Origin of the sequence: Acidovorax sp. 35-64-16 (assembly GCF_002281195.1) — a bacterium.
GTDB lineage: Bacteria > Pseudomonadota > Gammaproteobacteria > Burkholderiales > Burkholderiaceae_C > Acidovorax > Acidovorax defluvii.
In genome coordinates this window covers 124,374-138,711 of record NZ_NCFM01000005.1, presented here as the reverse complement: position 1 = coordinate 138,711, position 14,338 = coordinate 124,374, and the positions used below count along the sequence as shown (strand labels likewise).

Below are 14,338 nucleotides of genomic sequence, written 5' to 3'. Positions count from 1 at the left end.
CTATACAATGATTGTTGAATTATTGTAAAGTATCGCCATTGGCGCCTTGCACCTTCACCGCCTGCGCGCACTTTTCAGGAATCCCATGCCCACACCCATCGCCCTTCTCGACCAGCCCACCAAGTACCTTTTCTTTACGGGCAAGGGCGGCGTGGGTAAAACCTCGGTTTCCACTGCCGTGTCGATCGGGCTGGCAGACGCGGGCAAAAAGGTGTTGTTGGTCAGCACGGATGCCGCCTCCAACCTCGATGAAATGCTGGGCATCGAGTTGAGCAACCAGCCGGTGGCGGTGCCCGGCGTGCCCGGCCTGCAGGTGCTCAACATCGACCCCGATGCCGCGGCCGTGGATTACCGTGCGCGCGTGGTGTGGCAGATGGGCCCGCAGGCCAGCGACCAGGACATTGCCACGGTGCGCGAGCAGTTGTCTGGCGCGTGCACAACCGAAATCGCCACGTTTGACGAATTTTCCAGCCTCCTGTCGCAAGGCGGTGCCGCCTATGACCACGTCGTGTTCGACACGGCCCCCACCGGGCACACGCTCAGGCTGCTGAGCCTGCCCAAGGCCTGGAGCGGTTTTCTGGAAGGCAACGACCGGGGTGCATCCTGCCTGGGGCCGCACTCGGGCCTGAAAATGCAAGAGCAGCTTTTCAACGCAGCCCTGGCCGCACTCAACGACGCCACACAAACCACCGTGGTGCTGGTAGCCCGGCCCGATAAAGGCGCGCTGGATGAGGCGGCCCGCACCTCGGATGAGCTGCGCGCGCTGGGCCTGACGAACCAGCGGCTGGTGGTGAATGCCGTGTTCCATCGCACCCATGCAGACGACCCGATTGCCACGGCCATCGAGGCACTGGGGCGCAAAGCGCTCGACGAGATGCCCGCTGCGTTGCGCTGCCTGGTGGCCGACCACATTCCACTGCGGGCAGTGGACTCGGTGGGTTTGCCTGCACTGCGCGGACTGCTGGCCTCAAAACCCACAGCGGCAACGGGCGCAGCCACCCCCGCAGCGCCCGCCATGGACCACCACAAGCTGTCCGAGCTGGTGGCCGAGCTGGCGCAGGGTGAGCGCGGCCTGATCATGGTCATGGGCAAAGGCGGGGTGGGCAAAACCACCATTGCCGCCGCCATTGCACTGGGGCTGGTTCACCAGGGAAAGTCCGTGCACCTGACGACGACCGACCCTGCTGCGCACCTGGCCGTCACACTGAACGGAGAGGTGCCAGGGCTTAGCGTAGGCCGCATCGACCCGCAGGCCGAAACGCAGAAATACGTGGACAAGATTGTGGCCGCCCGCTCGGCCACCCTGACCGAGGACGAGAAAGCGCTGCTCATCGAAGACCTGCGCTCGCCCTGCACCGAAGAAGTGGCGGTGTTCCACGCCTTCTCGCATGTGGTGTCGCAGGCCCGAAGCGCGTTTGTGGTGATGGACACCGCGCCCACGGGCCACTCTTTGCTGCTGATGGATGCCACCGGCGCCTACCACCGCCAGATGGTGCGCGAATTCGAGGGCAAAGCCGCCGGGCGCATCGTGACGCCGCTGATGCGGCTGCAAGATGCGGACTACACCAAGATCATCCTGGTAACGCTGCCGGAAGCCACCCCGGTGTCGCAGGCTGTTGCGCTACAGGACGACTTGCGCCGGGCCCAGATTGAGCCCTATGCCTGGGTCGTCAACAAATCACTGCTGGCAACCGGCACGGCGGACCCCTTGCTGCAAGCGCGCCTCCATAGCGAGCGCCAGCAGATGGAACGGGTGGCCGCGCACACGCGCCACGACGTGCTGGTGGTGCCATGGACGGCGGAGCCCCCCATTGGCGTCAGCGCGCTCGAAAAGCTGCTGGGCTGATGCGGCGGCACCAACCCTGAGCATCCTCCACGTTCTGCGCCGCGGCCTACCCCGCTTTATTTCGCCGGATCGTTGCCACCCACCAGCAGCGCACCCACCGCAAGCCCCGCGGCAAACGACCCATAGACCGCCGCAAGAGACCGATGCGACAGACGGTGTTCGAAGCCGGGCGTGAGCCGCTCCGGGGTTAGTTGAAAATCTACGAAACAGGCTGCCGCACTGGTGGCCATGCTGCCAGCCAGCACGGCGCCCGGGTTGCGGGCTGCCGGTCGCCCATGCAGCGCCCCGGCAAACAGCGCCCCCCAAAATACGGACGCCCCATGGTGGGTGAGGTAGCCCAGCACCGTGTGTTTGATATCGGTCTGCCGGAAATACAGGGCTTCTTCGCGCCAATACCAGTGGCTCACGGCATTGATGGGCGCCGCCGAGCTTCCGGTTTCCCGCCGGCCGCACACCATGAGTGCAGCGGCCGAAAAAAGGCTCGCCACGGTCCCCGCCGTCAAAGCCCGCGTGATGGTGGATCGGAGTGCCGGTGTCATGGCCACAGTTTCACTGAATCCGCCGACGGGTCTGTAGGACGCAAGCGAAGGAACCCGCCCCTGTTGCAAAGCCGCTTTGCGGCACCTCCGCTCCCGCTGTGTTCCACCAGTGGAACGGACAATCCAGCCAGCACCCGTTACCTGTGGTGACAGCCACGGCACCCTGCGCACGCTAAGGTAGCCCCTCCAACGGCGTGCCACGCCACCGATTTCTCCAGGAGACAACAATGCAGATGCCCCGAGCCCTCACCCTGTCCACCAGCCTGACCGCTGGCCTGTGCGCCGCTTTGCTGGCGGGCTGCGCGGGCATGCAAAGTGGCGCGGGTACAGCGGGAGCAGGTGGGATGGGCGGGACTGCGGGAGCCACGGGCGCGGCGCCTGCATCGGTGGGCCCCGGGCCGCGCGGCGGCGTGTGCAATGCGGCGCCCGCGCAGGGGGTGATTGGCAAGCAGGGCACCCCGTCGGTGATTGAAAAGGCCCGGGTGGCCTCGGGTGCGGCCATGGCCCGCCTACTGCATCCCCGCCAGGTGGTGACGCTGGAGTTCAACGCCGAGCGCCTGAACCTGGTGGTGGACGGCAAAGGGCGGATTACGGCGGTGCGCTGCGGCTGAACAGGCGCCGCGGCCACCTGCACGATGGCGGCTGTCTTCACCTTTTTGCTCATATTTTAATAGCTGTTTGCGCTTTACCAATAAGCGCTAGAGCCATATTTGACGCATATTCTTTGACCAGCAGTGACGGCATTGCACCCTGGTCTTGCGCCGGTCAGTCGGCCAAAAAGAGCGCCTGCAGATCGTTCAAGAAATCAAACCCGCGCTCGGTGGGGCGCACACGGGCCATGTCGCGGGTGATCAGGCCCTTGCGCTCGGCCTCGTCCAGCGCCTTGGCAATGGCGGTGACGGGCAGCCCGGTGCGCTCTACAAAATCCTGCAAGGCAAAACCCTCGCGCAGGCGCAGCGCATTGAGCATGTACTCAAACGGCAAGTCGGCCCGGCGCACGTCCTCGTCCTGCGCCAGGGCACGGCCTGCCAGCGCGTTGTCCATGTACAGGCGCGGATCGCGAAAACGCGTCTGGCGCACCACGCGGTGGGCAAAGCTGAGCTTGCTGTGCGCGCCCGCGCCCAGCCCCAGGTAGTCGCCAAATTGCCAGTAGTTGGTGTTGTGAAAACACGCATGGCCTGGCCGGGCGTAGGCCGATATCTCATAGCGCGCCAGCCCCGCCTGGCCCGTCATCTCGGTGATGCGGTCGAGCATGGCGTAGGCATCATCGTCCGGCGGAATGGCGGGCGGAAACTTGGCGAAATAGGTGTTGGGCTCGATGGTCAGGTGGTAGATCGAGATGTGCGGCGGCGCCAGCGCCAGCGCGGTGGCCATGTCCTGCTCCAGCTCTGGCAGCGTCTGGCCAGGCAGCGCATACATGATGTCCAGGTTGAAGGTGTCGAAGGCACTGGCCGCCTCCTGAACGGCGGCCAGCGCCTGCGCGCGGTCGTGCACTCGGCCCAGGGCCTTCAGGTGCCGGTCGTTAAAACTTTGCACGCCCACCGACAGGCGCGTGACGCCGGCCGCGCGAAAGGCGTGAAACCGGTCTTTTTCAAAGGTGCCGGGGTTGGCCTCAAGGGTGATTTCGCAATCGGCCGCCAGCGGCAGGCGCGCGCGGATGTTGCCGATCAAGCGGTCGATGGACTGCGGCGAAAACAGGCTGGGCGTGCCGCCGCCGATGAAGATGCTGTGCACGCTGCGGCCCCACACCAGGGGCAGCGCCGCCTCCAGATCAGCCATCAGGGCATCAAGGTAGCGGGCCTCGGGCAACGCAGTACCCGCATTGCCCGCCCCGTCCACTTCGCGCCACTCGTGCGAGTTGAAATCGCAATACGGGCATTTCTTCAGGCACCAGGGCAGGTGCACATACAGGGCCAGCGGCGGCAGGCTGGTGAGCTGCAGCAACCCCGGGCGCATGTAGTGCTGGATGTCGCGCACCTGCGCGGGCGCGGCCTCAGCAGCGGGAACGATGGGGATGGAAACTGCCATGGTGAATTCAGAACCAGCGCTCGCGCATCAGCGCCAGCATCTGCTGCGCCGCACGGCCCCGGTGGCTGTGGGCATTTTTGACCTCGGTGGGCAGCTCGGCAAAGGTCTGGCCGAATTCGGGGATGTACATCACGGGGTCGAACCCGAAGCCGTTGCTGCCGCGCGGCGCACGCGTGATCTCGCCCACCACGCGGCCCACGGCGATCAGGGGCTCGGGGTCTTGCGGGCTGCGCACGGCGACCAGGGTGCTGACCATGGCGGCACGGCGGTTGTCCTGGCCCTGCATCTGCTCCAGCAGGGCACGCACGTTGGTGTCGTCGCCTTTTTCGTAGCCAAACTGCGTGGCGTAGTAGGCGGTGTCCACCCCGGGCAGACCACCAAAGGCATCCACGCACAGGCCTGCGTCGTCGGCCAGCGCAGGCAGGCCGGTGTGCGCGCTGGCAAAGCGCGCCTTGGCCAGGGCGTTTTCAACAAAGGTACGGTGCGGCTCTTCGGCCTCGCCCACGCCCAGGTCGGCCTGGCGCACCAGCTCGATGCCCAGGGGCACCAGCATGGCCTGCAGCTCGGCAAGTTTGCCGCGGTTGTTGGATGCGAGAACCAGTTTCATAGTCAAAATGGCTTGTAGCGCTTATGGATAAAGCGCAAGCAGCTATTATTTTAAGAGCGATTGTTGTTGCAGACCCACCAGCTCGGCGATGCCCTTGTCGGCCAGCGCCAGCAGCTGGTCCATCTCGGCGCGGGTGAAGGCCACGCCCTCGGCCGTGCCCTGCACTTCCACAAAATGGCCAGCGCCCGTCATCACCACATTCATGTCGGTGTCGCAGCCCACGTCTTCCACATATTCCAGATCCAGCAGCGGCGTGCCCTGCACGATGCCCACCGAAATGGCGGCCACGGGCCCCAGGATGGGTGTCGCCGTGATTTTGCCGTCGGCCAGCAGCTGGTTGACCGCGTCCTGCGCCGCCACCCACGCGCCGGTGATGGCAGCAGTGCGCGTGCCCCCATCGGCCTGGATCACATCGCAGTCGAGCTGGATGGTGCGCTCACCCAGCAGCTTCAGATCAAACACCGCCCGCAGCGAGCGGCCGATCAGGCGCTGGATCTCCTGCGTGCGGCCGCTTTGCTTGCCCTTGGCCGCCTCGCGGTCGCTGCGCTTGTGCGTAGCGCGGGGCAGCATGCCGTATTCGGCCGTGACCCAGCCTTCGCCGGTGCCGCGCTGGTGCGGCGGCACTTTTTCTTCCACTGAAGCCGTACACAGCACCTTGGTGTTGCCAAACTCGATCAGCACCGAGCCCTCGGCATGCATGGTGTAGTGGCGGGTGATGCGCACGGGGCGCAGTTGGTCAGCGGCGCGGCCGCCGGTGCGAGTAAAGGTGGTCATGTAAATCAGAAGTTAGAAGGCAGTGGACCCTGGGGGCTGCGGCTGGTTCCAAAAGCCTGGAAGGGGGCGGCACAGCGATCTCGCTGAGTAATCGCGGCTGCAATTTTCATCGCGCCGCCCAACTCGGCAGCCGCAAGCAAGGCCAGGGGCGGTAACGCCGCGCAATGCCATGCGGTCAGCCTCTCAAGCCTTGCGTGCAGCCGAACGCCGGATGGCTTCGTTGATCTCGGCAATCGAGCGCTCGATGGCGGCGTCATCCAGGTCATCGACCAGTCCATCCAGGGGCCCGGCCTGAATGGTCGAGGCGAAGACATCGTCACTGATGCTGTCGGTCGAAACACCTTGCGTGGAATCGAAGGTATCGGGGGTTTCCCACTCGAGCGCCACCACGGTCACGTTGTCGCTGCTCTCGCCTGCCTTGCGCAGGGCGGCCTCGACCAAGTCGGGCACCGCGTTCGACACGGTCTGCTGGCTCAGCTGGGTGGCAATGTCTTCGTCACTGAGCGTGCCCCACAGGCCGTCCGAGCACAGCAAAATGCGGTCGCCCTGCTCCAGGTGCACGGGCCCGGTACTATCGTAAATGGGCTTGGTGGGCGAACCCAGGCAGGTGAACAGCACATTGCGGTTGATGCGGTCCAGGCCCGGCGGCGGCGCATTGCGCAGCTCCAGATAGGAATGGTCGCGCGTGCGGGTCAGCAGCTCGCCACCGCGCACCATGTACAGGCGCGAGTCACCGCAGTGAATCCACGAAGCCGCGCCCGCTTGCACCACGGCTGCCACCAGCGTGGTGCGCGGTGTGTCGAGCATGCCTTTTTCGGTGGCATAGCGCAGGATCTGGTGGTGCGCCGCCAGCAGGGCGGACGACAGGAACTCCTGCACGTTCTCCAGCTGCGGCTTGGCCTGGCGCTGGAACAGCGCCGAGATGGTTTGCAGCGCAATCTGCGCGGCCACTTCGCCCTCAGGGTGCCCGCCCATGCCGTCCGCCAGCACAAACAGGCCCGATTCGCGCGTGTAGCAGTAGCCCATGCGGTCTTCGTTCTTCTCGCGCCCGCCGCGGCGGCTGATCTGGAATATCGAAAACTTCATAGTGACTCGCGCAAACAAGGATGCGCAAAGGCATCGTAAATGACCATGCAGCTTGCCCGAACCCGCTTTGCGTGGGTCGTGCTCATTTGGGCTTGGCTCCGATGCCGGTGGCATCACCCACCTTTTGCACATTCTTCTTGGTGTCGGACACCAGGGTGTCGAGCTGCAGCCGCATCTTTTCGGCCACCGAAAGCTTGGTGTAGCGGCGCTCGCCCTCGCGGCTGAGCTCTTTTTGCAGCGCAAAAACAGACTGCGGTCGCGAGAGCGGATCGAGCGCCATGCACCACTCCACCACCTCGATGAGGTTGTCCGAATACACGCCGCGCAACTTGGTCAGCGCCAGCGACAGGCGATCTTTCTCGATGCGCTGGGGCGCCTCGTTGGGCGGAAAGCCCTGCATGCAGGCGTAAATGCAGGCGCCAACGGCATAAATATCGGTCCACGGGCCCATGGACGAGTCGCGCCGGTACATCTCGGGTGCAGCAAAGCCGGGGGTGTACATGGGACGAATGAAGTTGCCCTCTTTGGACAGCACTTCGCGCGCCGCGCCAAAGTCGATCATCACGGCCTTGTTGTCGTCGGTGATGAAAATGTTGGCAGGCTTGATATCAAGGTGCAGCATCTTGTGCTGGTGCACGATACGCAGGCCGCGCAACACCTCGTCAAACAGTGAACGGATGGTGGATTCGCGAAACACCTTTTGCGTCTTCAGATCGCGCGCGGTAATGATGAAATCCTGCAGGGTGGCGCCCTCCAGGTAGTTCATCACCATGTAGACGGTTTCGTTCTCGCGGAAGAAATTGAGCACGCTCACCACCGAGGCGTGCGAGATCTGCGCCAGCGAACGGCCTTCTTCAAAAAAGCTTTTAAGGCCCAGGCGGTACAGCGAGAGCTTTTCGGGGGGCACCTTGGGCAGCAGCTCCCCAGGCGCCCGCGTGGCCAGGGAAGAAGGCAGGTATTCCTTGATAGCGATCTGCTGGCCTTCGGCGTCGAGCGCCAGATAGACCACACCAAAGCCGCCGGAAGACAATCGGCGTACCACACGGTAGCCTCCAATGACGGTATCGGGCGGCAATGGCGCCGGCTTGATTTTTGACATATTTTGCGAAGATGACCCGGGTATAGAGCGGAACCCGGATAATCACCGGATCGCAAGCAACCATCAAAAAAGTCCAATGCCAGTTTACAGCATGACCGGATACGCCAGCGCACAGCATGGCGCCTCTGCCACTGGCGCTGAAACCGACGCCCGCGCCCCCCAGGCCCGCCGGCTGGGGCTCGAAATCCGCTCGGTGAACAGCCGTTTTCTGGACCTGTCGTTCCGTCTTCCCGACGAACTGCGCGCCCTGGAACCCGTGTTGCGCGGCATGCTGACCGCGCAGCTCAAGCGCGGCAAGGTGGAAGTGCGTGCCGCGCTCGAAAACGACGATGGCAACAGCCTCCAGGACCCGGCACCCCGCCTGCTGCAACGCATCAACTCATTGCAGGACGCCGTGAAGGCCTGGCTCCCCCAAGCCGCCCCCCTCACCGTTGCGGACGCGCTGCGCCTGTGCGCCAACGCCAGCAGCGGCCCCGAGGACTGGAGCGAAGCCGTGCCGCCCCTGGCGGAGCAGGCACTCGCACAATTGCTGGCGGCACGCGCCCGAGAAGGCGAGCGCCTGGCGGCCATGCTGCACGACCGGCTCGGTCAGTTGCGCACCCTGGCGCAACAGGCTGGCCCCATGGTGCCCCTGCTGGTCGAACAGCAACGCCAGCGCTTCATGGAGCGCTGGAAAGAGGCCATGGCCCTGACCGACGGCTCCACCCTTCCAGAAGCCGCACGCGACCGCGCACTCACCGAGGCAACAGCCTTTGCCATCCGCATCGACGTGGCCGAAGAAATCACCCGCCTGAACTCGCATCTGGACGAGATCGAGCGCTTGCTCCAAAAAGGTGGCGAAGTGGGCAAACGCCTGGATTTCCTCATCCAGGAGTTGCACCGCGAGGCCAACACCCTGGGCTCCAAATCGGCGGCCCTGGACCTCACGCGCATCAGCGTCGACATGAAAGTGTTGATCGAGCAGATGCGCGAGCAAGTGCAAAATATCGAATAACGCTCTTTTTTTGATAGCACCCAGCGGATATCACCCATGGATTACCCAGGAAATCTCTTTGTAGTGGCAGCCCCCAGCGGCGCCGGCAAATCCAGTCTGGTCAAGGCCCTTCTCGAACTCGACTCCCACGTTCACCCGTCCATCTCGCACACCACACGCCCTCCCCGCGGGCAGGAAAAACATGGCCGCGAGTATTTTTTCGCATCCGAGCCTGAGTTCGACGCCATGGTGCAAGGCAACGCTTTCGTGGAATGGGCCATGGTGCATGGCAACCGCTACGGTACCTCCAAAAAAGCCATCGAAGAGCGCATCGCACAGGGTTCGGACGTGATCCTGGAAATCGACTTCCAGGGCGCACTCCAGATCAAGAAGGCCTTTGCCAACGCCATCCTCGTGTTCATCCTGCCGCCCAGCTGGGAAGAGCTGCGCTCACGCCTGGAGCGCCGGGGCGAAGACTCGGCAGATGTCATCGAAGTGCGCCTCAAGAACGCAGCCATTGAGATGGCCCAAGTGAGCAAATTCGACTTCGTTATAATCAATGAGTTGTTTGAGCGCGCGCTTTTCGACCTGAAAGCCGTAGTTCACGCCCAGCGACTCAAGTACGCCGCCCAGCGCCGCGCCCGTGCTGACACCTTCCAGTCGCTCAATATCACCTGATTCCCGGAGAATACCGATGGCACGCATCACCGTAGAAGACTGTCTGGAAAAGATTCCTAATCGTTTCCAGCTCGTGCTGGCCGCCACATACCGCGCCCGCATGCTGAGCCAGGGTCACGCCCCGCGCATCGAAAGCCGCAACAAGCCCGCCGTAACGGCGCTGCGCGAAATCGCCGAAGGCAAAGTTGGCCTGGAAATGCTGAAGAAGGTTCCCGGTTGATCTTTTCGACTGGCAACTTGAACAAAAGGCACCGCACAGCGGTGCTTTTTTTTGCGCCTCGGGTATCTCATGCGCCACCGCGCTACATTTAAGGGATGAACGCGGTGCTCAATTCATATTCTGCAACGCAGATTCGGCCCGGCGAAGCCCCCGCTTCGGGCACGGTCAGTGCGTCAGCGGCCGCTGCCAATGCAGCGGCGGCCAGCTTTGCCTCACTGACAGACAATCTTGACTACCTCGACCCAGCCAGCATCGAGCTGGTGCGGCAAGCCTATCGCTTTGCCGACGAGGCGCACCTGGGTCAGCTGCGCAACAGCGGTGAGCCCTATATCACCCACCCCATTGCGGTGGCGGCACTTTGCGCCACCTGGAAGCTCGACGCCCAGGCATTGATGGCGGCGCTGCTGCACGATGCCATGGAAGATTGCGGCGTAACCAAGGCCGACCTGATCGATCGTTTCGGTGCCCCGGTCGCCGAACTCGTGGATGGACTCACCAAGCTCGACAAGCTTCAGTTCAATACACGCGAGGAAAACCAGGCCGAGTCCTTCCGCAAGATGCTGCTGGCGATGGCGCGCGATGTTCGCGTGATTTTGATCAAGCTGGCAGATCGCACACACAATATGCGCACGCTGGCAGACATGCCGCGCAGCAAATGGGGTCGAATTTCTTCTGAGACGCTGGAGATTTATGCACCGATTGCCCACCGGCTGGGCTTGAATCAGACGTATCGCGAATTGCAGGATCTTTCGTTCCGGTATTTGCATCCGTGGCGTTATCAAACCCTGTCGAAGGCCATCAACAAGTCGCGCAACCGGCGGCGGGATCTGGTGCAAAAGGTGCAAGCGGAAGTGGATGCTGCGTTCTCCCGCATTGGCATGCCGGTTCGTCTTGCCGGACGTGAAAAGACCCTATACGCCATCTACCAGAAGATGGACCTCAAGCACCTGAGCTTTGCCCAGGTCACTGATATGTATGGCTTTCGGGTGATTGTTCCCAGCATCACCGACTGCTACACCGCTTTGGGCATCCTGCACCAGATGTTCAAGCCAGTGCCCGGAAAGTTCAAAGACCACATTGCCATTCCTAAGCTCAATGGGTATCAGTCGCTGCACACCACGCTGGTAGGTCCCTCGGGCGTGAACATCGAGTTCCAGATGCGCACCGATGAAATGCACGTTATCGCCGAGGCAGGCGTTGCGGCCCACTGGCTCTACAAGGCTCAGGACAGCGAAGGCAACGCGGCCGAGAGGCTGGGGACCAAATGGCTGCAGTCGCTGCTGGACATCCAGAACGAAACCCGTGATGCCGCTGAATTCTGGGACCACGTCAAGGTCGACCTGTTCCCTGATGCGGTGTATGTCTTCACGCCCAAGAGCCAGATCATGGCCTTGCCGCGCGGCGCCACCGTGGTGGATTTTGCTTATGCCATCCATAGCAATGTGGGTGACCGCACCACGGCAGGCAAGATCAACAATGAACTGGTACCACTGCGCACCGAACTGAAAAATGGCGACGTGGTGGAGATCATCACCGCCCCTATCTCCACGCCCAATCCGGCATGGCTGGGGTTTGTGCGCACGGGCCGTGCACGGTCCAAGATTCGGCACTACCTCAAGACTCTGGCACAAACCGAATCGGAAGGTCTGGGCGAAAAGTTGCTGACGCAAGCCCTGCGTGCAGAAGGGCTGGTCAGCCTCCCGCCCATGGATACGGAAACCCAGCCCATGTGGGACAAACTGCTTCGCTTCACGGGGAACCGTACGCGCAGCGAATTGATGACAGATCTGGGGCTGGGCAAGCGCATAGCTAGCATAGTCGCTAAGCGACTCATGGTTCTGATGTCCGAGCACGGCCACCGGCCCGATGCGCTGCTGATGACCCGAGAGCGCTACACATCCCACGAAAAACTGTCCCAAGGCGCTGTGACTCTGGATGGAAGCGAAAACGCTTCGGTCCAGTACGCACACTGCTGCCGCCCCGTCCCCGGCGACAGCATCGTGGGTTACCTGGGCCGTGGAGAAGGTTTGGTGGTCCACAATGCGCATTGCAGCGTCGCCAAGCGGCTGCAACACAAGGACAGCGAGCGCTTCATCGCGGTGGACTGGTCGGATGAACCCTCTCGCATGTTCGAGACCGGGGTGGTTGTTACCGTGACCAACGGCAAAGGGGTACTGGCACGCGTGGCGTCAGAACTGGCCAACTCGGAAGCCGATATAACCCATGTGGACATGGACGACGAGGTAGCACTTGACACCACGGACCTGCGCTTCGTGGTGGCAGTGCGGGATCAGGCCCATCTCGAATCAGCATTGCGCGGATTGCGACGCACACAGGCTGTGATCAGAGCGTCTCGAATCATTCCCCAAGCCTGAACTGTGGGCCCGGCAAGGTGAAGGTGACCGGTTCAGACCCCGCTTTGCCAAGGCTTATCAGGATACTGAACATCCATCACCTCCAGCCGATGTATACCTCCAGGGGCAGCCAGTGAAATTTCGTCACCCACCCTGGATTTCAGGAGTGCACGCGCAACCGGTGACATCCAGCTCACTTGGCCGTGGCCGCTTTCAGCCTCATCTATCCCCAGTATGGTGATTGTCCGCTCCACGCTGTCGTCTTCCAGGTAAGTAACGGTTGCACCAAAAAATACCTGATCGCTTCCATGGTGGATGGCTGGCTCGACGATCTCTGCAATCTCTAGTCGCTTGGTCAGAAATCTGATGCGCCGGTCAATTTCGCGCAACCTTTTTTTGCCGTAGAGGTAGTCCCCATTCTCGGAGCGATCCCCATTGCTGGCCGCCCAATGGACGATCTCCACGATCTTCGGACGCTCCGTGTCAATCAACTCCAACAGCTCCGAGCGCAACCGAGCATAACCTTGGGGGGTGATGTAGTTCTTCCCACCAACTGGGAGCGGCTGCGACACAAGATCGTCGTCGGTATCGGCGTCGGTTTCCTTGGTAAAAGCTTTGTTCATGGCGAAGTGTTACCCGCAAAACGAAAAGCAATCCACAAATGAAAAAGCCTGCAACTTTTCAGTTGCAGGCTTTAAACATTGGTGCGGCTGGCAGGAATCGAACCCACGACCCCTTGGTTCGTAGCCAAGTACTCTATCCAGCTGAGCTACAGCCGCTAAGCTTTGAATTATAGCACGAAAATCAGAGCGATCCAAAATTCTCACTATTTTTTGATTGATGCTTGCATCGTCTGCGTTAGCACCCATCCATTCAAATCACGGGTGCAATTGTAATGCACCCGTAACGGCCCCTGATCCAAATTCATCAATTTCTAACGAAAGAAAATTCAAAGCAAATGATGATCGTGCCAACGATCACTGGTAGGGCGTGTTGGACTTGAACCAACGACCAAAGGATTATGAGTCCTCTGCTCTAACCAACTGAGCTAACGCCCCTTGCGCCTACGATGAATCAAACGGGGCACCGCAAGTATTGTAGGGCGTTTACTTGCGGTAACTCAGCGCGTTGGACACCAACTTGGAGGTGATGTCCACGATCTGGATCATCTTGTCGTAGGGCATGCGGGTGGGGCCGATCACCCCCAATGTCCCAACCACTCGGCCATCTACCTCGTACGGTGCGCTGACGATCGAAAGTTCTTCGAACGGCACCACTTGGCTTTCGCCGCCGATGTAAATACGAACTCCCTCGGCCTGGCTGGATATGTCCAGAAGACGCAGTATCTGGGTCTTCTGTTCAAACAGATCAAAGGCTCTGCGAAGGTTGCCCATATCGCTGGAGAAGTCGCTCACGGCCAACAGGTTTCTCTCGCCAGAAATGACAACCTCATCCTGGGATTCAGAAAGCGCCTCCGAGCTGACATTGACTGCAGCCTGCATCAGTGAAGCGACTTCCCCGCGCAGCATGTCGACCTCCGACTTGAGCTTTTCGCGCACCTGCTCTATGGCCAAGCCGGCATAGTGGGCATTCAGAAAATTGGCGGCCTCGATCAGCTGCGACTGGGAGTAGTCCACGTCAGTGAAGATGACGCGGTTTTGCACGTCTCCTTCGGGCGAAACGATGATCACCAGGAATCGGCGCTCTGAAAGCCGAAGGAATTCGATGTGGCGAAACACGGAGGTGCGCCGCGGCGCCATCACGACACCCACAAACTGAGAGAGGTTAGACAAAAGATGTGCCGCATTGGCAATCACTTTTTGCGGCTGCTCTGGTACCAGTTGCGGTGTTGTCAGGGGATCCCGCTGCACCGTCAGCATGGTGTCTACAAACAGGCGGTAGCCACGCGCCGTGGGGATCCTTCCAGCGGAGGTATGTGGGCTGGCAATCAGCCCCAACTCCTCGAGGTCCGCCATGACGTTTCGTATCGTCGCAGGAGATAGTTCCAGACCGGACGCACGCGAAAGGGTGCGCGAACCCACAGGTTGCCCATCGGCGATGTAGCGCTCGACCAGCGCTTTAAGCAACAACTTGGCACGGTCATCGAGCATGGGGGGATTTTAGTGATGTAATT

14 protein-coding genes and 2 tRNA genes are annotated in these 14,338 nt (G+C 61.6%); 6 read left to right on the top strand and 10 right to left on the bottom strand.

Annotated elements, in window-relative coordinates; all coding sequences use genetic code 11:
• Nucleotides 1–85: 85 nt before the first annotated feature.
• Nucleotides 86–1,846 carry an arsenical pump-driving ATPase gene (arsA, locus tag B7Y64_RS06195; RefSeq protein WP_291326972.1) on the top strand — a complete coding sequence of 587 codons (1,761 nt, stop codon included), beginning with the start codon at nucleotides 86–88 and terminating at the stop codon, nucleotides 1,844–1,846.
• 56 nt (nucleotides 1,847–1,902) lie between these two features.
• On the opposite strand, the gene B7Y64_RS06190 is transcribed toward arsA, so the two are convergent.
• Nucleotides 1,903–2,385 (bottom strand): hypothetical protein, encoded by a 483-nt coding sequence (locus B7Y64_RS06190; protein WP_291326970.1) that lies wholly within the window; start codon nucleotides 2,383–2,385, stop codon nucleotides 1,903–1,905.
• A gap of 227 nt (nucleotides 2,386–2,612) precedes the next feature.
• Between B7Y64_RS06190 and B7Y64_RS06185 the strand changes: the two genes are divergently transcribed.
• Nucleotides 2,613–2,996, top strand: coding sequence for an I78 family peptidase inhibitor (locus B7Y64_RS06185; RefSeq protein ID WP_201740950.1), 384 nt, complete (start codon nucleotides 2,613–2,615; stop codon nucleotides 2,994–2,996).
• Nucleotides 2,997–3,150: 154 nt separating this feature from the next.
• On the opposite strand, the gene hemW is transcribed toward B7Y64_RS06185, so the two are convergent.
• From hemW to B7Y64_RS06160, 5 genes are all read right to left on the bottom strand, one after another.
• Complete coding sequence (gene hemW / locus B7Y64_RS06180; RefSeq protein ID WP_291326968.1) at nucleotides 3,151–4,413, bottom strand: radical SAM family heme chaperone HemW; 1,263 nt, start codon at nucleotides 4,411–4,413, stop codon at nucleotides 3,151–3,153.
• A 7-nt stretch (nucleotides 4,414–4,420) separates the two neighbouring features.
• Nucleotides 4,421–5,020 carry an RdgB/HAM1 family non-canonical purine NTP pyrophosphatase gene (rdgB, locus tag B7Y64_RS06175; RefSeq protein WP_114655164.1) on the bottom strand — a complete coding sequence of 200 codons (600 nt, stop codon included), beginning with the start codon at nucleotides 5,018–5,020 and terminating at the stop codon, nucleotides 4,421–4,423.
• Between the two features lie 45 nt (nucleotides 5,021–5,065).
• Entirely contained in the window at nucleotides 5,066–5,794 is a 729-nt protein-coding gene (gene rph, locus B7Y64_RS06170; RefSeq protein WP_291328528.1) for a ribonuclease PH, read from the bottom strand.
• A 183-nt stretch (nucleotides 5,795–5,977) separates the two neighbouring features.
• Nucleotides 5,978–6,880, bottom strand: coding sequence for a PP2C family serine/threonine-protein phosphatase (locus tag B7Y64_RS06165; RefSeq protein ID WP_291326966.1), 903 nt, complete (start codon nucleotides 6,878–6,880; stop codon nucleotides 5,978–5,980).
• An 82-nt stretch (nucleotides 6,881–6,962) separates the two neighbouring features.
• Nucleotides 6,963–7,979 (bottom strand): serine/threonine-protein kinase, encoded by a 1,017-nt coding sequence (locus B7Y64_RS06160; protein ID WP_024814253.1) that lies wholly within the window; start codon nucleotides 7,977–7,979, stop codon nucleotides 6,963–6,965.
• A gap of 76 nt (nucleotides 7,980–8,055) precedes the next feature.
• Between B7Y64_RS06160 and B7Y64_RS06155 the strand changes: the two genes are divergently transcribed.
• From B7Y64_RS06155 to B7Y64_RS06140, 4 genes are all read left to right on the top strand, one after another.
• Nucleotides 8,056–8,973 carry a YicC/YloC family endoribonuclease gene (locus tag B7Y64_RS06155; protein WP_202899879.1) on the top strand — a complete coding sequence of 306 codons (918 nt, stop codon included), beginning with the start codon at nucleotides 8,056–8,058 and terminating at the stop codon, nucleotides 8,971–8,973.
• A 36-nt stretch (nucleotides 8,974–9,009) separates the two neighbouring features.
• Nucleotides 9,010–9,630, top strand: a complete 621-nt coding sequence (gene gmk / locus B7Y64_RS06150; RefSeq protein ID WP_024814251.1) for a guanylate kinase — start codon at nucleotides 9,010–9,012, stop codon at nucleotides 9,628–9,630.
• A 16-nt stretch (nucleotides 9,631–9,646) separates the two neighbouring features.
• The gene (rpoZ, locus tag B7Y64_RS06145; RefSeq protein WP_005794722.1) at nucleotides 9,647–9,850 is read left to right on the top strand and encodes a DNA-directed RNA polymerase subunit omega; all 204 of its coding nucleotides are present in this window, start codon (nucleotides 9,647–9,649) and stop codon (nucleotides 9,848–9,850) included.
• A 95-nt stretch (nucleotides 9,851–9,945) separates the two neighbouring features.
• Nucleotides 9,946–12,225, top strand: a complete 2,280-nt coding sequence (locus B7Y64_RS06140; RefSeq protein WP_291326575.1) for a bifunctional (p)ppGpp synthetase/guanosine-3',5'-bis(diphosphate) 3'-pyrophosphohydrolase — start codon at nucleotides 9,946–9,948, stop codon at nucleotides 12,223–12,225.
• A 32-nt stretch (nucleotides 12,226–12,257) separates the two neighbouring features.
• Here the strand turns inward: B7Y64_RS06140 and greB are convergent, their stop codons facing one another.
• The 4 genes from greB to hrcA form a co-directional block, all read right to left on the bottom strand.
• Nucleotides 12,258–12,827 carry a transcription elongation factor GreB gene (gene greB / locus B7Y64_RS06135; RefSeq protein ID WP_291326577.1) on the bottom strand — a complete coding sequence of 190 codons (570 nt, stop codon included), beginning with the start codon at nucleotides 12,825–12,827 and terminating at the stop codon, nucleotides 12,258–12,260.
• 79 nt (nucleotides 12,828–12,906) lie between these two features.
• Nucleotides 12,907–12,983 (bottom strand) — tRNA-Arg (locus B7Y64_RS06130).
• 202 nt (nucleotides 12,984–13,185) lie between these two features.
• A tRNA-Ile gene (locus B7Y64_RS06125) sits at nucleotides 13,186–13,262 on the bottom strand.
• Nucleotides 13,263–13,310: 48 nt separating this feature from the next.
• Nucleotides 13,311–14,315 (bottom strand): heat-inducible transcriptional repressor HrcA, encoded by a 1,005-nt coding sequence (gene hrcA, locus B7Y64_RS06120; RefSeq protein WP_024814248.1) that lies wholly within the window; start codon nucleotides 14,313–14,315, stop codon nucleotides 13,311–13,313.
• Nucleotides 14,316–14,338 lie beyond the last annotated feature (23 nt).

Excerpts from the sequence above, each read along its gene's own strand:
- rdgB (WP_114655164.1), bottom strand. The coding sequence starts at position 5,020 with ATGAAACTGGTTCTCGCATCCAACAACCGCGGCAAACTTGCCGAGCTG.
- rph (WP_291328528.1), bottom strand. The coding sequence starts at position 5,794 with ATGACCACCTTTACTCGCACCGGCGGCCGCGCCGCTGACCAACTGCGC.
- arsA (WP_291326972.1), top strand. The coding sequence starts at position 86 with ATGCCCACACCCATCGCCCTTCTCGACCAGCCCACCAAGTACCTTTTC.
- B7Y64_RS06160 (WP_024814253.1), bottom strand. The coding sequence starts at position 7,979 with ATGTCAAAAATCAAGCCGGCGCCATTGCCGCCCGATACCGTCATTGGA.
- B7Y64_RS06140 (WP_291326575.1), top strand. The coding sequence starts at position 9,946 with ATGAACGCGGTGCTCAATTCATATTCTGCAACGCAGATTCGGCCCGGC.
- greB (WP_291326577.1), bottom strand. The coding sequence starts at position 12,827 with ATGAACAAAGCTTTTACCAAGGAAACCGACGCCGATACCGACGACGAT.
- B7Y64_RS06190 (WP_291326970.1), bottom strand. The coding sequence starts at position 2,385 with ATGACACCGGCACTCCGATCCACCATCACGCGGGCTTTGACGGCGGGG.
- hemW (WP_291326968.1), bottom strand. The coding sequence starts at position 4,413 with ATGGCAGTTTCCATCCCCATCGTTCCCGCTGCTGAGGCCGCGCCCGCG.
- B7Y64_RS06165 (WP_291326966.1), bottom strand. The coding sequence starts at position 6,880 with ATGAAGTTTTCGATATTCCAGATCAGCCGCCGCGGCGGGCGCGAGAAG.
- rpoZ (WP_005794722.1), top strand. The coding sequence starts at position 9,647 with ATGGCACGCATCACCGTAGAAGACTGTCTGGAAAAGATTCCTAATCGT.
- hrcA (WP_024814248.1), bottom strand. The coding sequence starts at position 14,315 with ATGCTCGATGACCGTGCCAAGTTGTTGCTTAAAGCGCTGGTCGAGCGC.
- gmk (WP_024814251.1), top strand. The coding sequence starts at position 9,010 with ATGGATTACCCAGGAAATCTCTTTGTAGTGGCAGCCCCCAGCGGCGCC.
- B7Y64_RS06185 (WP_201740950.1), top strand. The coding sequence starts at position 2,613 with ATGCAGATGCCCCGAGCCCTCACCCTGTCCACCAGCCTGACCGCTGGC.
- B7Y64_RS06155 (WP_202899879.1), top strand. The coding sequence starts at position 8,056 with ATGCCAGTTTACAGCATGACCGGATACGCCAGCGCACAGCATGGCGCC.